Source organism: Gilvimarinus agarilyticus, from assembly GCF_000832015.1.
Taxonomy (GTDB): Bacteria; Pseudomonadota; Gammaproteobacteria; order Pseudomonadales; family Cellvibrionaceae; genus Gilvimarinus; species Gilvimarinus agarilyticus.
This window is the reverse complement of sequence record NZ_JXCJ01000001.1, coordinates 2,737,450-2,754,319: the sequence shown is the minus strand read 5'-3', so window position 1 is coordinate 2,754,319 and position 16,870 is coordinate 2,737,450. Positions and strand designations below refer to the sequence as shown.

At 50.4% G+C, this 16,870-nt stretch carries 14 protein-coding genes; 10 read left to right on the top strand and 4 right to left on the bottom strand.

Annotated features, from left to right (window positions below):
• Positions 1–569 precede the first annotated feature (569 nt).
• The 8 genes from trbJ to SD69_RS11790 all read left to right on the top strand — a co-directional run bounded on the left by trbJ (position 570) and on the right by SD69_RS11790 (position 7,443).
• Positions 570–1,349: a P-type conjugative transfer protein TrbJ gene (gene trbJ, locus SD69_RS11825; protein WP_041523384.1), complete on the top strand. Its 780-nt coding sequence runs from the start codon at positions 570–572 to the stop codon at positions 1,347–1,349.
• A 2-nt stretch (positions 1,350–1,351) separates the two neighbouring features.
• Positions 1,352–1,534 carry a hypothetical protein gene (locus SD69_RS11820; RefSeq protein WP_041523383.1) on the top strand — a complete coding sequence of 61 codons (183 nt, stop codon included), beginning with the start codon at positions 1,352–1,354 and terminating at the stop codon, positions 1,532–1,534.
• Between the two features lies 1 nt (position 1,535).
• Complete coding sequence (gene trbL, locus SD69_RS19290) at positions 1,536–3,158, top strand: P-type conjugative transfer protein TrbL (protein ID WP_041523382.1); 1,623 nt, start codon at positions 1,536–1,538, stop codon at positions 3,156–3,158.
• A 12-nt stretch (positions 3,159–3,170) separates the two neighbouring features.
• On the top strand, positions 3,171–3,437 hold the full coding sequence (locus SD69_RS11810) for a hypothetical protein (RefSeq protein WP_041523381.1): 267 nt from the start codon (positions 3,171–3,173) through the stop codon (positions 3,435–3,437).
• A 67-nt stretch (positions 3,438–3,504) separates the two neighbouring features.
• On the top strand, positions 3,505–3,744 hold the full coding sequence (locus SD69_RS11805) for a type I toxin-antitoxin system ptaRNA1 family toxin (protein WP_041523380.1): 240 nt from the start codon (positions 3,505–3,507) through the stop codon (positions 3,742–3,744).
• Positions 3,744–4,118, top strand: coding sequence for a conjugal transfer transcriptional regulator TraJ (gene traJ, locus SD69_RS11800; RefSeq protein ID WP_041523379.1), 375 nt, complete (start codon positions 3,744–3,746; stop codon positions 4,116–4,118). Before SD69_RS11805 ends, traJ begins: the two co-directional genes overlap by 1 nt.
• 347 nt (positions 4,119–4,465) lie before the next feature.
• Complete coding sequence (locus SD69_RS11795) at positions 4,466–6,565, top strand: AAA family ATPase (RefSeq protein ID WP_198144091.1); 2,100 nt, start codon at positions 4,466–4,468, stop codon at positions 6,563–6,565.
• A gap of 275 nt (positions 6,566–6,840) precedes the next feature.
• On the top strand, positions 6,841–7,443 hold the full coding sequence (locus SD69_RS11790) for a YceI family protein (protein ID WP_041523377.1): 603 nt from the start codon (positions 6,841–6,843) through the stop codon (positions 7,441–7,443).
• Between the two features lie 555 nt (positions 7,444–7,998).
• Here SD69_RS11790 and SD69_RS11785 read toward each other — a convergent pair.
• The gene (locus SD69_RS11785; protein ID WP_041523376.1) at positions 7,999–8,835 is read right to left on the bottom strand and encodes a CvfB family protein; all 837 of its coding nucleotides are present in this window, start codon (positions 8,833–8,835) and stop codon (positions 7,999–8,001) included.
• 88 nt (positions 8,836–8,923) lie between these two features.
• Positions 8,924–9,511, bottom strand: coding sequence for a hypothetical protein (locus SD69_RS11780; protein ID WP_052481111.1), 588 nt, complete (start codon positions 9,509–9,511; stop codon positions 8,924–8,926).
• Positions 9,512–9,896: 385 nt separating this feature from the next.
• On the opposite strand from SD69_RS11780, the gene SD69_RS11775 reads away from it, so the two are divergent.
• Complete coding sequence (locus SD69_RS11775) at positions 9,897–12,446, top strand: pectinesterase family protein (protein WP_052481110.1); 2,550 nt, start codon at positions 9,897–9,899, stop codon at positions 12,444–12,446.
• A 58-nt stretch (positions 12,447–12,504) separates the two neighbouring features.
• On the opposite strand, the gene SD69_RS11770 is transcribed toward SD69_RS11775, so the two are convergent.
• Both SD69_RS11770 and SD69_RS11765 read right to left on the bottom strand, forming a co-directional pair.
• Positions 12,505–12,966: an EVE domain-containing protein gene (locus SD69_RS11770; protein ID WP_041523375.1), complete on the bottom strand. Its 462-nt coding sequence runs from the start codon at positions 12,964–12,966 to the stop codon at positions 12,505–12,507.
• A gap of 33 nt (positions 12,967–12,999) precedes the next feature.
• The gene (locus SD69_RS11765; protein WP_041523374.1) at positions 13,000–15,006 is read right to left on the bottom strand and encodes a VacB/RNase II family 3'-5' exoribonuclease; all 2,007 of its coding nucleotides are present in this window, start codon (positions 15,004–15,006) and stop codon (positions 13,000–13,002) included.
• Between the two features lie 136 nt (positions 15,007–15,142).
• Between SD69_RS11765 and SD69_RS11760 the strand changes: the two genes are divergently transcribed.
• Positions 15,143–16,858 carry a potassium/proton antiporter gene (locus SD69_RS11760; protein ID WP_041523373.1) on the top strand — a complete coding sequence of 572 codons (1,716 nt, stop codon included), beginning with the start codon at positions 15,143–15,145 and terminating at the stop codon, positions 16,856–16,858.
• Positions 16,859–16,870 lie beyond the last annotated feature (12 nt).

Genomic DNA, 16,870 nt, shown 5'->3' with positions numbered 1-16,870 from the left:
CAACCGATACCAATCTGAAACTGTCAAAGAAAAGGCCGTCAAGAGTGTCTGGGATGTTTAAAAGTCCTTGGAATACAGAGTGCTACATCGGATGCATTCCTAGCACTCGCACGTTTCATTGACACTTGAGGGGCGCAACTCCTCCTGAATTGGTAAAGCTGTGTATTGCTGTGTTTTTTGGCTGTGTATACCCCCGTTCTAGCGTAGTAATTGCCTGATATTTAGCGTTTTCTTCTGTTTCTGTTCGTGCAAGAAGGTGTTCAAGCGATTTTATATGGTATGCACTAAAAAACAGATTTTCGCGGCAACACTTTCCTTGGCGTAAACAACGCCGAAAGGCGGGCAGGATAGGTGAAGTAGGCCCACCGACAAGTCGGTGGTTCCTTCTTCACTTACCTTATTCGCGCCGGGGCGCTCAACGGTAATCCTGCTCTGCGAGGCCATTGGCTGCCGCCGTAGGATTTGTTGGATTAAATTTCTCCATGTCAACTTTTATGTCCAATTATTGAGCTTATACGTTATGCATTGAAAGGCACGATAAAGCATTCATTGGTAATGGAGATCAACGAATGCAAAAAGTTAGAAGAAAAAATTTAGCCGCTAAAATTACTCTGGTCGTCGCCATGACGACCTGCACTTTGCAGCCTGTCCACGCCGGTATTCCTGTAGTTGATGGCACAAACCTATCGCAGAACATCATGACCGCGATGGAAGCGGTTGCGCAGACGCTCAAGCAGATTCAGGAATACCAAACTCAACTCCAGCAGTACGAAAACCAACTGCAAAACACGATGGCACCGGCGGCCCATATTTGGGACCAGGCGCAGCGCACCATCAATGATCTGAACCAGGCAACCAACACACTCGCCTATTACCAAAATCAGCTTGGCAGCCTCGATGCCTACCTGGGCAAGTTCCAGGACGTGGCCTATTACCGCAGCTCGCCGTGCTTCTCATCGGCGGGGTGCAGCGATGCCGAACGGGTCGCGATGGCCGAGAACCGCCGCCTGGCGTCTGAATCGCAGAAGAAGGCCAACGACGCGCTGTTTAAGGGTCTTGAGCAGCAGCAAGACAACTTGCAGGCTGACGCTCGACAACTCCAGCGTTTGCAATCTGCCGCCCAGGGCGCGGATGGCCAACTGGCCGCCATCGGGTACGCTAACCAGCTCGCCAGCAACCAGGCCAACCAGCTCCTGCAAATCCGCAGCTTGCTGATTGCTCAGCAGAATGCCGTCGGCACGCAAATGCAGGCCGAAGCCGACCGCGAAGCTCAGTATCAGGCTTCACGCGATAAGCTCTATGAGGGGCTGTCAGAGCCAGTCAACCGTTCTCACAGCAAGGAGTACTAAGCATGAAATACATGATTCAAATGCTGACGCTCCTGCTTTCTTTGTTCCTCATGGCGGGATGTAGTGAGAAGGAAGAAAACTGCGAAAAAACAAACCAACAGCAAGAGCAGTGCGAAAAACAGAACGGGACTATCTACGATAGCCTGAAAGAACCGGTGGATCGCTCTAAGAGCAAGGAGTTCTGATATGAAAACAGTACTTCTTCGCTTTGGGGCAGTACTGCCCTTTGCTTCCATTTCACCAGCCGCCTTTGCCGAAATAGATAAAGGCGGCGTGTTGAATGAAGTTTCGGACCGTTTTTTAACCGAAAGCTCAAATTGGGCGACAACAATTACTGATCATGCGTCCTGGTTATTCTGGACACTGGTTGTTATCTCAATGGTCTGGACGTTCGGCATGATGGCATTGCGCAAAGCCGACATTGGCGAGTTCTTCGCCGAGTTTACCCGCTTCACCATTACTACCGGGTTCTTTTGGTGGCTGTTGATCAATGGGCCTGGCTTTGCAATGGATATTATCAACTCGTTGAGAAATATCGCGGCTGAAGCATCCGGCCTGCCAAGGGGGTTGAATCCGTCCACGCCGATAGATATTGCGTTTGATATTATCGCTAAGGCAGCGAGCAGCTATAGCATCACTAGCCCTATGGACAACTTGTCCATCTTCCTGACCACGCTTGCCATATTGGCATGCATGGCCATTGTCGCGGCCAACGTTCTTCTTGCCCTAGTTACGGCATGGATTATTGCTTACGCGGGAATCTTTGTCTTGGGCTTCGGTGGCTCGCGCTGGACCTCTGACATTGCCGTCAACTATTTCAGGAGTGTGGCCGGTATAGCACTCAAAATCATGACAATGACACTGCTGGTTGGGATCGCTGTTTCTATCATCGATGGTTATCACTCCGGCCTTTCAGAAGGTGCGCCAATGGACGAATTGTTGGTCATTTTCGTTGTGTCCCTTGTCATGGTTATTCTCGTTAACTCCGTACCAAACGTGGTTGCAGGTTTGATCCCTGGCGGTGGTGGTGCCGCGAGCGCTGGTAGTTCATTCAGTGCAGGGGCCTTGATTGGTGGTGCTGTCGGTGCCGGTGCAGCCGTCGCATCGGGTGGTGCTGCGCTTGGAAGCGCTGCAATGTCCGGGGCGACTAATATGGCCGGTGGAGCTAGTGCTGTAAAAGCAGCCTTTCAAAAGGCGCAATCCAGTATGGCCGGTGGAGACATTCCGAGCTTCGGCGGTAGCTCTAGTGATACCGGTGAAAGCTGGGGTGGTAGCACCACTGGCAGCGATAACGCGAGCACGGGTGATACGCCATTTGCCCAGGCAGCAGGTTTTTCCGGAGCGGGTAGTTCCAGCTCTAATGGTGGGTTTGGTCGGGTAGCTTCTCTAGCAGCCGGAACGGCTGGCGAGCTTGCTAAAGGGGTCGGGGCAAAGATGGCCGGAAGTTTTCAAGACAAGGCTAATCAGACCGCCGGCGGACGCCTGGCATCCTCGATTCGTGAAAGCATGGAGCCAAAGAGTGATAACGATGCTGGTAGCGCTGATCAGGTGAGTGATACCGCATCGTTCGACAGCGATAGCTTGAGCGGTGGCAACGGCGGCGGCTGGGTAAACCAAACGGGCGGCTTTGATGCTCTGTCCAGCGAGGACCAGGACAAGGCCCGCCAATCACACGCTGAGTGGCAAGCACGCGACCCGGAAAAGCACACCTTCGACGTCGGGGACTACGTTTCGTATGCCCAGGAACGACAGCAGGAACGTAATGAAGAGGTTGCCAGCTTTGTGAACCGCGATCGGCAAGATACGTAAGGAAATAAGACGATGAAAAAACGTAATTTCATGGCTGCCCTGGATATGCTCGACAAAGACCAGGAACCCCGCACAGAAGCCGAATTTGTGCCGGTTGTCGAACCATCGACCGAGGAAGAGAAAGACACCGAAGCGGAGATTGCGGCCTTTGTGTATCGCCCGGACCCTACTGGCCGGGTGGAGGCATCGAGCAGCATACGCATCAGCAATGACGCAGGGGCTGGAACCGGGAAAACCCCGTTTTCAGAGGTGGCCGGGTTTTCCAATACCGGCCTATAGAAAGCACACGGGCCGGTGATGGTGCACCGCCCGCATTTCCACATACCACCTGTCAGAGAGGTGACACATGACAACCACACATAATATCGAAGCTCAGCAAGCAATTCATCAGGCAGCGACCGAGCTGGCTGCTCTGGAGTTTATCGACCAGGAAACCGCCCGGCAGATTTCGCCCGTCGCGGAGGCGGTATCCAATATGTTCACGATCCTTTACTACCAGGCTGAAACTGGCCGAGCGACGCCGGAGGATTTCGAACAGGCGTTGGACACTATCCGTCAGGTGACAAGGAACCAAGGCAAAAGATGATGAACGATAAGAAAGAGCGAATAACGAGGAAGAGCAGCACACCTATTAAAGTGTACTGCTTACCCGAGGAAAAGGAACAGATCGAAGCGCAAGCGAAGCGGGCCGGTATGAGTGCAGCACGTTACCTGCGGGAGGTCGGGCAGGGATATCACATCTCAGGTGTGGTGGATTATGAGCAGGTTCGGGAGCTGGCCCGGATCAACGGCGACCTTGGCCGCTTGGGGGGCCTATTGAAGCTATGGCTTACTGATGACGTGCGCACGGCCCAGTTCGGTCAGTCAACAATCCTTGCAGTTCTCGGAAGGATTGAGGCGACACAGGAGGAAATGGGGAAGGTCATGACCAAGATTGTTATGCCGAGGTCTGAGCCATGACAAGGCTATGATCGCTCTCCCTTATTTTTACGTCGGCGGGCCAGTTCTGCCTTTGCCCAAGCTGAAGACTCCGTCATATCCCGCCGGAGCTCAGTAAGTTCCTCGCTCGACAGAGGCCTAGGAAAGGCATCTTTGTCTATTGAAACGGATGGTTCTGAGCTGCTGGGCTTGTTTAAGTTGCTGTTTTTAATGATTTTCATCGACCTTCGCCCTTTCATCTCTATACATGAATTTACTCTTAGGCTACGCTGGAATGCAACATCTGCCGAGGAAAAATTCAATAATATAGTATAACTACCTAATCGGGAATTTGTTATTTGGGTTGAATCAGGGAAGGGGGTTTTATTGTGCGAACTATAAAAATAGAAAACTGCAATAGCATCGAGAGCGCAGAAATAAAAATAGCTGAAGGTGTGTTAAATATTAAGTATGGTCCAAATGGGTTAGGAAAAAGCACGATTGCACGTTCAATTATCTCCTCGGTAGCTAATGATGGGTCGTTACAAGGTCTAAAGCCTTTTAAGTATCGAGGTGTTCCTGGCGAACATGAGCCATCCGTGCAAGGCGTTGAAGATATAGGTTCTGTATTAGTTTTTGATGACACTTATGTCTCCCAGTTTGTTTTTCAAAGAGACGAGGTTCTCAAGAATAGTTTTGACATTTTTATTAAAAACGATGCTTTTCTGGGCGCAATGCAGGAAATTGAAGAACTTTTCTCTGGAATAAAGTCCGCATTTGATAATAACGAAGAACTCGAAAGTGCTATCTCCGACCTGAAAGAACTACGTGATGCTTTTGGGGTAACTAAGACGGGCACTCTCTCAAAATCGAGTAAAGGATATAAAGCTTTTGGATCTGGTAATAAAATTGAAAACATTCCAGATGAATTAAAGCCATTCGAGGACTTCCTAAAATGTGAGCAACCTGCGAGTTGGATATCATGGCAGGCAAAAGGAAATGCCTTTTTGGACTTGTCAGATAATTGCCCTTACTGTGCTTCAAGCATTCAAGAGCCTGGGAAAAAAGACACTGCAAAGCAGGTGTCCAAAGAATATGACTCTAAAGCTGTAGAGCATCTAAACAATCTCAAAGTAATCATTGATAGGCTTGGTAAATACTTCGGTCAGGCATGTCGAGAAAAGCTAGAATCCGTTACTAAGTCCAAAATTGAACTGTCCCCTGAGGAAATCAATTTCTTGGCTTCTCTCCGTGGGGACGTTGAAACGCTGCTATCAAAGCTAGAAGGCTTACGCTCGATTTCTTTTTTCTCGTTAAGAGATGTGGAAAAAATAGAGGATGAGATTGAAAAGCTGAAGGTTGATCTGGGGTTGTTGGAAAAGCTTAACTCTCCTGAAACAACATCAGTTGTAGACCCAATTAATGGCAAACTTCAGGAGCTAATAGATAGAGTAGGTGAACTGAAGGGAAAGATAAATAAGCATAAGCGGCAGATAGAGAAATCTATCGTAGATAACCAAAAAAGTATTAATGATTTTCTGAGTTCTGCTGGCTATAAATATAGTGTGACAATCCAGGCTGAAGCTGATTCTTATAAGATGAAGTTGGTTCATCAGGATTTCGATGAACACATAGAAGCTGCTTCCCAGCACCTAAGTTACGGTGAAAAGAATGCGTTCGCTCTCGTTCTTTTTATGCATCAGGTTCTTAGTGAAAAGCCTGATCTTGCAATTTTAGATGATCCTGTCTCTAGCTTTGATAAGACGAAAAAGTTTGCAATTTTGAATGAGCTTTTTCGAGGGAAGGCAAGTTTGCGCGATTCTACAGTTTTGATGCTGACACACGACATTGAGCCTGCTATTGATGTTATCCGAAGCGTAAAAAGGTTGTTCCAACATTCCAAACCAACTGCTTGTTTTTTGTCTTCCAGGTCGGGGGTTGTTTCTGAGGCTGAGATCAACGAGTGTGATATACAGACATTTGCACAAATATGCGAAACGAACGTTCGTGATTTGTCGGATGAGGTCATTAAATGCATATATCTTAGGCGACATTTTGAGATCCTTAATGACCTTGGTGAGGAGTATAATTACCTTGCAAATCTCCTGCACGGTCGGGCTACCCCAATTAGAAAGACAGATGCGGGCGATGTAGATATGCTGCCTGAAGAAGTTGAGAAAGCTAAGGCCAGAATAGAAGAATTTATTCCAGGATTTGATTACGATGAACTGCTTAGCATCCTTAATGATAAAGAAGAAATGGAGAGAAGGTTCTTTGATTCAACTATAGGGTATGACAAGCTTCAACTCTTCAGAGTTTATAAAGAGATGCATATTCCTAAAGGTAAGGAAGACGGCGTACTACAAAAATTTGTTAATGAAACCTTCCATATTGAGAACGAATATGTCATGCAATTGAATCCACATAAATTTGATAATGTACCAGAGTATGTTGTTCTGGAGTGTGAGAGAACCCTTGCAGGTGACTAAGAGCCCATTTCCAAACTCTCTGACGATGGGCGCCGGGGGCAGGGCAAAGGTAGCGTCTAGGGAAGGGGGGCACAGCCCCCTCGCAACGCCCTGCCGCCGGATAAGCCCACGTCGTCTAGCGGTTGTGAAAGGCGCTCTAATTCAGCCTTAGGGTTTAATCCTAAAAATTTTTAAACATGGTATATTCAATGGTATTTGTCTCGTGGCGCTTTTTATACTGTTGATTTAAAAGGATTTTTATTCGTTATTAATGTTAGAGTGGGAATAACGCGCCCCTGCGCGTTATTCTTCTGTTTGCCTCGCTGCTTGTCAGTGGCTGCGGGGCGCTTCTGTCGGGCAGTGTTGAAACCGACCTAAAGACGTTAAAGCAGGGTAACTACAGCCTCGACCCTCATCACATCACCGTTCTATTCAAAGTTTCTCACCTCGGTGTCTCGCAGTTTGTGGGGCGCTTTAACCGCGCTAGCGCAGAGCTCGACTACCAACCCGAAGACCCGGCGACGAGCTCTATTCGCGCCAGTGTCGATATGCGCTCGCTCGATGTGAACCGGCCGGATTTTGCTGATACGCTAAAAAACTGTGACTGGCTTTGCGCCGAGCGCTACCCCGAGGCTCGTTTCGAGTCAGAGGGACGTGCCCGGCAAAGCGGCAACCACCTTATTTTTCAAGGTGACTTGTTGTTTCGGGGTGTAACGCGGCCCGCCGAGCTTCAGGTTACCCTCAATGGCGCTACAACTAATCGCTTAACCGGCGATTACATCATTGGGTTTGAGGCCGCGCTGACCTTTTACCGTTCCGACTTTAATATGGGGAACTATGTTCCCGCCGTGGGCGACCAGGTAACGATTGAGGTCTACGCCGAGTTTATCAAGCGCTAGGGGCTAGAGTTAAATTGCTTAACTCCATGGCCAACGTCCGTATTAGTACTTTACTAGGTGCGCGCTAGCGCTATGTTTGTTTGCGATCCTGTAGCTAGGATGGTCGTTAGTGCTGGTGCTGCCCCGAGCGCATAGAGGGCTAAACGATGTTTTTTGACGCTCGGTAGCTTGTGGCTTTAGGTCTCGTTTTGTTAACGCAGCTCCGGTCTCTTCGATAACGACATGCTCTTGCATCCAGGCTCAGCATTTTTTGAAGTTAATGGAAGCCGCCCATTTGTCCAAACATGGCAGTTAATTGTTGCAGAAGTTAGATCGACCCACGATAGATAATATGGTGGGTTTTCGTAGTGCTCTGCGCCACAAGAGTAAGGAGTACAGCATTAAAAAAACCATTGCAAGCCATTACACACGGTAATCGTTTTTACTTCTTAGTTGGTGGGTGGCAGCAGAGCGCCAAGTTGTGCACAAGAGCGCCTGGCGTTATAAGTTTTTATTGTAAAGGGGAGTTGCAATGATAACAGCGCCTAGCGTAATCGCTCGGCGCAAGGTCATTGATTAGTTTTTATTTAAACTAATGTCATCTGGTCCAATGGTAATAACACGTTGCTTATAGAGTGCGCCCAAGGCTTTTTTATAGGCTCCCTTACTGACGCCAAACTGTTTTACGATGTCCGCAGGGTCGGCCCTGTCATTTAATGGTGAGCGACCGCCCACCTGAGACAGATGATCTAGAATTTTTTGTTGTAAGCGGTCACGGCCTTTATCACCCAGCGGCTGTAATGACAGATCAATTTTTCCGTCGGGGCGAATACCTTTGATGTAACCATCGGTTTGTTGGCCGTAGCGCAATGGTTTAAAGGCATCGTCGCGAAACACCAAGCCTAAGTAGCGTTGGTTAATAACCGCTTTAAATCCCATATCGCTTTTGCCGCATATCAACAAATCGACTTTGCCTCCCACTCTTAGCTGGCGGCCATCTTCGTCAAGATGTCGGCTAAGTCGAGAGGAGCCAACAATGCGTTGCGAGTAAGGGTCGAGGTATAGGGTGACCACGTAAGATTGTCCGACTTCAAAGCGTTTGTGCTGCTCTTTAAACGGTACCAGTAAATGCTTAGGCAGGCCCCAGTCTAAAAATGCACCGGCATCATTAACGTCGACCACTTTAAGTAGCGTGGTCTCACCGACCTGTGTAAAAGGCCGAATGGTGGTGGCGACGGGGATGTCGTTGGAATCGAGATATAAAAATACATCGATCTCACTGCCAATGGTCATTTTGTCGGTGAGGTATCGCTTGGGGAGTAAGACAGTATCCAGCTCTCCAGCATCGAGATAAGCCCCAAAATCTACCAGCTTAACGATGGGGAGGGTCGCGTAGCGGCCAATATGCGCCATAACAAATCGCCTTTAAGCAAAAAAGGCGATTGTAACGTGTCTATCAAAATAAAGCAGGCAGAGCGTGCTGGCTCTGCCTTTAAGGGCGTTAGAAGTTCATTCGCGCACCGGCGGCAATGGAGTTGCCCTCATCGGTTAACGAGGTATCCAGGGTGGCGGCGATCGTTTGGGTGAACCAATAATTAGCGCCTAAGTTTAGAGCCGTGGTGTCATTAAAAGCGGTGTGGTGGGCGACTTCGGCCTTACCTTCGATATTGTTGTACACAATCCCACGTAAGCCCGCGGAGGCAATTAATCCGGTATCACTGTCACCGTGATCGGGTGAGGTGTGCTCGACGCTCAGGGTGCCGTATAAATCAAAGCTTGGGCTAAATGCGGTGCGGTAACCAGCACCTGCCGACAAAGTCGTTGAGCCACAACCCTTGTTACCGCTGACGTCGGTCACTGAGCCTAGCCCATACCAGTTGCCGTCAATATCCACATTGCCGTAAGCACGCAGGCCGTCTTGGTTGCAGTCGTAGTCATCCAGGTCCTGCTCCAGGTACTGGAGCCCGGAGTGGTTGTAGCTAATGTAGGTGTCTTTTAGCGCTGCACCGCGATCGGCGTATGCCGCACTGGCAAGAGAAAAAGCGCATACAGCGATTGTGAGGTGGGTGACTTTAAGTGGTAAGGCCATTTTGTGATGCTCCTATAGAAAGTTTCTCACGGTAAATGAAGGTTAAGTGGAGGGGTAGGAGCAAAAGGTCGGCCAGTCAGTAAAATTCTTGGCTGTTACGCCGAGTAGTTCACAAAAAGTGCTGAAATCACCTGTGATTGTTTAATAATTAATCGCTGTAACTTACTGATTATGTAGGTTTTACAAGAAACTTTGTTAATTGTAGGACAGGCTCCGTGGTGCTAGGGTCTCGGTTTTTTAAATATCATACTATTGAGTTTGGTAATGTGATGGTGTTAAGGTTGGTCGGGCCAATAATATTATTGGTAAGGTTGGTTGGGGTTGTAAAGCCCTGAGAAGCATTAGGTGCGTAGCGCTAAAGATAATTAATAATAAGGAAGGTGTGATGAAAACAGGCTATCTCTTGTCGGCAGCAGTGCTAATGAGTGTACTTGCCGGTTGTGGCAGCGACAGTGACGATGACGATCCTATCGTTATTAATATTCCAGGTGAGAATGGCTCTGGGCAAACTCCCGAACCCGAACCCGAACCGGAAGTACCGGTAGGTGGGCCTTTTGTGTGCCCGGAAACCGGTTTGTATTTTTGTGATGATTTTGCCAGTGGTGAGCTGACTAATTGGGATGTATTGGCCAGCCCGGATAACACCAGTGGTGCGACCGGTACGTTTGATATTTTGGACGATAACGGCAATAACGTTCTGCGCTACACGGCCGCCACTGCCGGCCCTAATAAAGTCGATGGTGAGCTATTGTTGGTCACCCCCGAGGCGTTTGCCGATGTGCCAAGCGCTGATTACTTTGTCGAGGCGCGCATTCGGCCGAGGCAAAACAGCAATACCGCCAGCAAGTTTTTGTACATGATGGCGCGCTATCAAAGCCCGGGTGACTGGCACGCCGGTGGCTTAAATGTGCAAAATTCGTCGAGCAGTACCAAGGTAGAGGTCGCCAAAAGTGTCGACGGTGCTATCTCACGTCCAGTGCAAGCGGGCAAACCTATTTTGCTCGGCGAGGCAGGCGAGACCGATGGTGTGTGGTACACGGTGCGCTTTGAGATGATTGGCGAGAGCTTATCGGTTTACCTAAATGGTGAGCAGCTTGGTACAACACAGGATGCCGACTACGCCGACAAGGGGCTGATAGGGCTTTATACATACAACCGCTCGTTTGAGATTGACGATATTAAAGTGGGCGACCCGGCTGTTAAGCCTGTGCAGCTAACCCTGGATTATGCCGATCCTAGCTGGGAGGTCGAGGCGGGTAGCGCACCTTTAGTGGTAACCGTAGCGGCGCTGCAGGATGACGGGGTAACGGCGGACACTTTCACCGTTGAATCCTCAGACCCGGCAGTCGTAGCCGTGGATATAGAGGGCGCTCAAGTGTCCCTTACGCCACTGACAAAAGGTGATGCAACCGTAAGCTTCACCAGTGGGGCGGACCCGAGCATTGTGCGCAGTATCGATGTCGCCGTTGCTGAAGGCTTTACCATGCCAAGCACCGACTACGGTAATTTGGACGGTACATTGTACCCGGCCAGTGGCGCCACGGACGTTCACATCGACGACGCGTTGGCTATTACCTTTGATGATACCCCAACCCTGGGGGATATTGGCTCAGTACGTATTTTTCGCGCTAGCGATAATACCCTGGTCGACGTTATTAAGCTGGGTATCGAAGTCGATACGATTGGTTATGCCGGGCAAGAGCGTGTACGCAGCGTGTACTACGCCCCGTTTACCGTCGACGGCAACACTTTACACATAAAACCTCACAATGGCTTGCTGGAGTACGGCACTGATTATTACGTCGCCATCGGCGATGGTGTGGTGACCGGGGCCGAGCTAAACGGCGTTGCCTTTGCTGGTCTGGGTGATAACGCCAACTGGAGTTTTAGCACTCAAGCGGCGGCACCTACCGGTAACGAGGTTAGCGTTGATGACGATGGCGCGGCGGACTTTCGCACGGTACAGGGGGCATTAAACTATATGATGTCTAGTGTGGCGAAGGATGATGAGGCGATGATTACTATTAACGCCGGTGACTATCATGAGATGTTGTTTTTACGTGATAAAAACAATGTAACCTTGCGCGGCGAGGGGGCTGATAAAGTAGTTATTCATTACGATAACTACGAGTCTCTTAATGGCGGTTCGGGTTCAAGCGCGGCACCGGGGCCGGGTACGCCCGCCGGCGGGCGCAGCGTATTTTTGGTTGAGGGGGTCGATAATCTGGTGCTAGATGGCATTACTCTTAAAAATGATCATATTCGTGTGGATAACGCCTCGAACCAAGCTGAGACGATTTATTTTAACAGCAGCTATCGCTTAATTGCTAAAAACTCCTCGTTTATCAGTGAGCAAGATACGCTTCTGCTGAAAGGCTACACCTGGTTTTACAACACATTGGTGGCCGGTAACGTCGACTTTATCTGGGGTTACAGTGTGGCGTCGCTGTTCGAAGAGAGTGAAATTCGTTCGTTGGGTGATTCCAAAGGCTCTAGTGATGGTTATATTTTGCAGGCTCGCACTGAAAACATCACAGACCCAGGCTTTGTGTTTTTAAACTCACGTTTAACCCGCCGCGCCGGCCCCACTGGTAATGTAATTGCCGATGGCACTAGCTACTTGGCCCGCAGCGGCGGTAAAGCCGAAAACTACGACAACGTGACGTTTATTAACTGTCAGATGGATACTCATATTGCCGATATTGGTTGGGCGGGTGAGGGCGTAAACAGCCAACCGGCACCTAACCCAACGGTGGCGGATGCTCAATCGGGTTGGAAGGAATTTGGTAGTACCGATCTAAGCGGTAACCCACTGGATTTGTCCAACCGTGAGTCAGGTTATCTGTTATCGGACGGTGAGGCAGCGGCGTATCTGGATCGGGCGTCAGTCTTTGCCGATTACAACAATGGTGTGGGCTGGAACCCTGAGCCCTAACCGCTACGACTGTAAAAATGCCGGCGGTTGCTGGCATTTTTTTGCTCTGTATGGCGGGTTATGTAGCCAGCTGATTAATAATCTGCCATTCGTGAACACTGACTGGCTGTATCGATAGCCGGCCTTGCTTGCGCAGCATCATGTCGTCGAGTGCCTGAATCTGTTTTATTTGCTCGAGGGAGACCATGTGTGAGAATTTTCGCTTAAGGGTTATGTCGACGCAAAACCAGCGCGGATTGTCTGAATCGGATTTGGGATCAAAGTAGGGGCTTTGTGGATCAAACTGTTGTGGATCCGGGTAGGCCGCGCGCGTTACTTCTGCAATACCAACAACGCCAATGGCTTTGCAGCGACTATGATAGAAAAACACCCAGTTGCCAAGCGTGACGTTATCGCGCAAAAAATTACGCGCCTGAAAGTTACGGACGCCATCCCAGCGGGCTGTTTGCGCGCTCTGCTGCGCCAGATCATCGATGCTAAAACAATCTGGCTCCGATTTAAACAGCCAATACTGGGTCATTGATTCGTCTCTTGCGCAGGCGCGCCAACAGAGTTACTGGTCGGCCTCAAACGCCTGTAAGCGCTCGGCAACGGCTTGATCAACCAGCTCTAAACTGATGCGTCGGGCCGCGACATCGACCGCGGATATTTTAACGGCGACGGTCTCGTCTAACGTATAAGTTTTAGCTTCAGTGGTTAACTGTAAGCGCCGGCTGTCAAATTTCGGGCGGGGCTTGCCCTTTTCTGATAGCTGTACAAAGCCATCACAGCCGATGTCGTTCAGCCGGACATTAATACCATTGGGGCTTACCCCGGTAACCGTGCCAAAATGCACCGTGCCTACTTGCTGTTCTGATAAATACTGGCACAAAAGCCAATGCTCTAGTTGTCTGCTAGCTTGACGACCACGCACCAAAATCTGTTGCTGCTGCTCGGCAAGCTCAGCAGGTTCGACAGGTGGCTTACTGCCATTAAGAATCGCCTTGAGCGCGTAATGATTAAATAAATCTTGATAGCGGCGAATGGGCGAGGTGACCGTAGCATAGGCGTCAAATCCTAAGCCAAAATGACTTTGGTGCTCGGCGCTTAAGCTGCCGGCTTGTTGCAAACGCTGCAATAAAGAGAGCAGCACATTCAGATCGGGGTTTTGCGCTGCATTGTTGCGCAGGTGCTTAAACAGCGCCTGAAAATTATCGAGCTGAGATAGGTCTGATTCGGCTAACTCGGGCAAATGTTCGGCGGCAAGCTGTTTCGCATCGTCAAGGCGCTCGGGGCGAAAGCCAATGTGCCCGGAGTAAAGCCCGGTGTTGGGGTTTTGTTTGAACAGGCGCCCGGCACAGATGTTGGTGGCCAACATTGCTTCCTCGACAATTTTTTGCGCACTGTTTCTGTGGCGTTTTTCAATGCGGTCAATTTTCTTTTGCTCGTTGAGCCAATATTGGTAATCGGCCCGGTCTTCCATCACCAATGCGTGCTCGCGGCGGTATTCTAAACGGGCGTTAGCGCACTCTTGTAGGGCCGCCAAGCTGTGACGCACAGCTTCGGGCAGGGTGGCGTAGCTGTCGTCTCCCTCAGCTTTGCCCTCGAGTAAATCGCTTACCGCTTGGTAGTTAAGCTTATGGTGCGACTTAATTAACGCTTGCTGAAAGTGGTACTCCGTAATCTCGCCCTGTGCATTAATGCTTAGCGTACACGCGAGTGCCGGCCTTACCTCATCGGGAATAAGCGAAAAGGTGTCGTGCGACAGCTCGGTAGGCAGCATAGTAATTGGGTAGCCCAACAAGTAGAGGGTGCTGCCTCGAGTGCGCGCGGTTTGGTCGAGTGCTGAATCGTATTGAATAAACGCACTTGGATCGGCAATGGCGGTGGTGAGTTGCCAGCCGTCACCGTCGCGTTCGGCGTATACCGCATCGTCCATATCCCGGGTAAATTCCGAATCGATGGTGACCAGTGGCAGTGCGGTTAAATCGGTGCGCTCACTATCGGTGAGGCTCTCGATGTTGATGCTTTGGGTTTGCTCTTGGGTCGCCTCGCTCCACTCGCTGGGCAAGTCGAACTTGGCGGCAATATAGCGACCCTCAATGCCAATTTCGTCGGGGCGGCCAATACGGTTGATGACGCGAATCTGCGCTTTACCGTCGTGCTTAAACGGGTGCCTTACCAGCTCGCAGGCGACTAAGTCACCTTCGGCGCAGTTGGTGCGCTCTTGCGGCGGAATAAATAACCAGCGGTTAAAGGGCGGTAAATCGGGCTCGACAAAATGCGCAGGGCCCTTGCGTACATAGCGACCGACAAATCGCTTAAGGGGTGTTTCAAGCAAACTCTCTAAAGTTGCTTCGAGCTGTTTTTTGCTGTTTTCAGTCAGGCTGATTTTAACGCGATCACCCGGCAGTACGCGCAACATCTGATCGGGATTTAAAAAAGCGTCACGGCCATCATCCAGCCGGACAAAGCCAAATCGTTTGGCGGTAGGCCGTACCAGGCCCTCTGCGTAGATCTTGTCGGCGACGATGGATGACTTTAACTGCGAAAGCTGAGAAATAGCGTCTTTACTGAGCATGTATAACAACTTGTTCTGGGCGTTAGAATAGCATGCATGATAACAGGAATTATCGGGTTGCGCTGGCTGCGCTCACCAGTTAAATATTTTCGGCGCGCGCGCTTTAAGCTTGTCAAGCTGGTGTATTATTACGTTTATGGATGTACTTAATCAGTTGATATTACTAGGTGCTGTTCTGTTTTTGATCAGCATATTGGCCAGCGCTCTCTCTCCGCGAGTGGGGATGCCGCTATTGTTGGTGTTTTTGCTGGTGGGCATGCTCGGAGGCGAAGACGGTATTGGGCAAATTGCCTACGACGACGTGCAGTCCGCGCTCTTTTTAGGGACGATCGCTCTTGCCGTGATTCTGTTTGATGGCGGCTTACGCACCGATATCACCAACTTTAGGGTGGGGCTGCGGCCGGCTCTGGTGCTGGCGTCATTTGGCGTCGTTGTCACGGCTGCCATTTGCGGCGCATTTGCCGCCTGGATGCTGGATTTACCGTGGGTCGAGGGGATGCTAATTGGCGCCATTGTCGGCTCTACCGATGCCGCCGCCGTGTTCTCGGTGCTTAATATGCAAGGCTTGGCGCTCAAGTCCCGGGTGGGCGCAACCCTCGAGATAGAGTCTGGCCTCAACGACCCTATGGCTATCTTCCTCACCATAACCGTGGTGGAGTTTATTCGCTTAGGGGAAACCGGTTTCCACGCCTCTATGCTCTTAGCCTTTCTTTGGCAAATGGGCGTTGGTGCGGCCGTTGGGCTTGCGGGCGGCCGGGTGTTGGCGTGGGGTGTCACCAAGCTGGCCCTGAGCCCCGGGCTTTATCCGCTGTTGGCCTTGTTTGGCGGTATCTCGATTTTTGGCGTCGCGGCGGTACTGCATTCAAGTGGCTTTCTGGCGGTATACCTTGGCGGCCTGATGGTTGGCAACCGTGTATCCAAAGGCTTGTATAACATTCAACGCTTTCACGATGGTATCGCCTGGCTTGCGCAAATTAGCCTGTTTCTGATGCTGGGGCTGCTGGTTACGCCCAGTGAGCTGGTCACTTATGCCTCGAGTGCGCTGTTGGTGGGGCTGTTTTTAATTTTTGTGGCGCGGCCGTTAGCCGTCTCGCTCTCGCTCTTGCCGTTCCAGTTCTCCTGGCGCGAGACTTTGTTTATATCCTGGGTGGGCTTGCGGGGCGCCGTGCCCATTGTGTTGGCGATGTTCCCGTGGCTGGCGGGGCTTGAGCACTGGCCTTTCTTTTTTAATATTGCCTTTTTTATTGTCTTAATCTCCTTGGTGCTGCAAGGCTGGACGGTGGCGCCTTTGGCCCGTTGGTTAAAGTTGGATGTACCGACCAGCTCAGCCCGCGTGCAGCGGGTTGAGTTAGGTGTGCCGGGGCAGGCCGGGTATGAGTTTGTGGGCTATAAACTGTCGCAAGATTCCCCCTCGTTAAAAATGGACTCCAATAACTTGCCGCTGCCGGACCAAACCCAGCTGCTTTGTATTATGCGCGATGAAGAGCCGGTGCCCTTAAAAAAGACTCCAACGTTACTGGCGGGGGATCATGTATATTTACTGGCTCGCCCCGACGCCCTAAAAGCTTTGGATAAAGTGTTGGTGGGTGAGCATGAGCCCGACCGGCTTAATGCTCAGGCATTTTTCGGCGAGTTTGTATTTACCGCGAGAGCTAAGTTGGCCGACTTGGGTATGCTGTATAACTTTGATGTGCCTGAGGATATGGTTAACTGGAGCATTGGCCGTTACATTTATAAGAAATACAAACAACCCGTGGTGGGTGACCGGGTGCGCTTGGGCAATGTCGAGTTTATTGTGCTGGAAATGCAGGATGCTAAAGTCATTAAGGTCAGCCTAAAGCTGCACCGTTAGCGAGTATTAAAC

Bases quoted from the DNA above. Each gene is read 5' to 3' on its own strand.
- traJ (WP_041523379.1), top strand. From the start codon at position 3,744: ATGAACGATAAGAAAGAGCGAATAACGAGGAAGAGCAGCACACCTATT.
- SD69_RS11770 (WP_041523375.1), bottom strand. From the start codon at position 12,966: ATGACCCAGTATTGGCTGTTTAAATCGGAGCCAGATTGTTTTAGCATC.
- SD69_RS11785 (WP_041523376.1), bottom strand. From the start codon at position 8,835: ATGGCGCATATTGGCCGCTACGCGACCCTCCCCATCGTTAAGCTGGTA.
- SD69_RS11760 (WP_041523373.1), top strand. From the start codon at position 15,143: ATGGATGTACTTAATCAGTTGATATTACTAGGTGCTGTTCTGTTTTTG.
- SD69_RS11765 (WP_041523374.1), bottom strand. From the start codon at position 15,006: ATGCTCAGTAAAGACGCTATTTCTCAGCTTTCGCAGTTAAAGTCATCC.
- SD69_RS11780 (WP_052481111.1), bottom strand. From the start codon at position 9,511: ATGGCCTTACCACTTAAAGTCACCCACCTCACAATCGCTGTATGCGCT.
- SD69_RS11810 (WP_041523381.1), top strand. From the start codon at position 3,171: ATGAAAAAACGTAATTTCATGGCTGCCCTGGATATGCTCGACAAAGAC.
- SD69_RS11820 (WP_041523383.1), top strand. From the start codon at position 1,352: ATGAAATACATGATTCAAATGCTGACGCTCCTGCTTTCTTTGTTCCTC.
- trbJ (WP_041523384.1), top strand. From the start codon at position 570: ATGCAAAAAGTTAGAAGAAAAAATTTAGCCGCTAAAATTACTCTGGTC.
- trbL (WP_041523382.1), top strand. From the start codon at position 1,536: ATGAAAACAGTACTTCTTCGCTTTGGGGCAGTACTGCCCTTTGCTTCC.
- SD69_RS11775 (WP_052481110.1), top strand. From the start codon at position 9,897: ATGAAAACAGGCTATCTCTTGTCGGCAGCAGTGCTAATGAGTGTACTT.
- SD69_RS11805 (WP_041523380.1), top strand. From the start codon at position 3,505: ATGACAACCACACATAATATCGAAGCTCAGCAAGCAATTCATCAGGCA.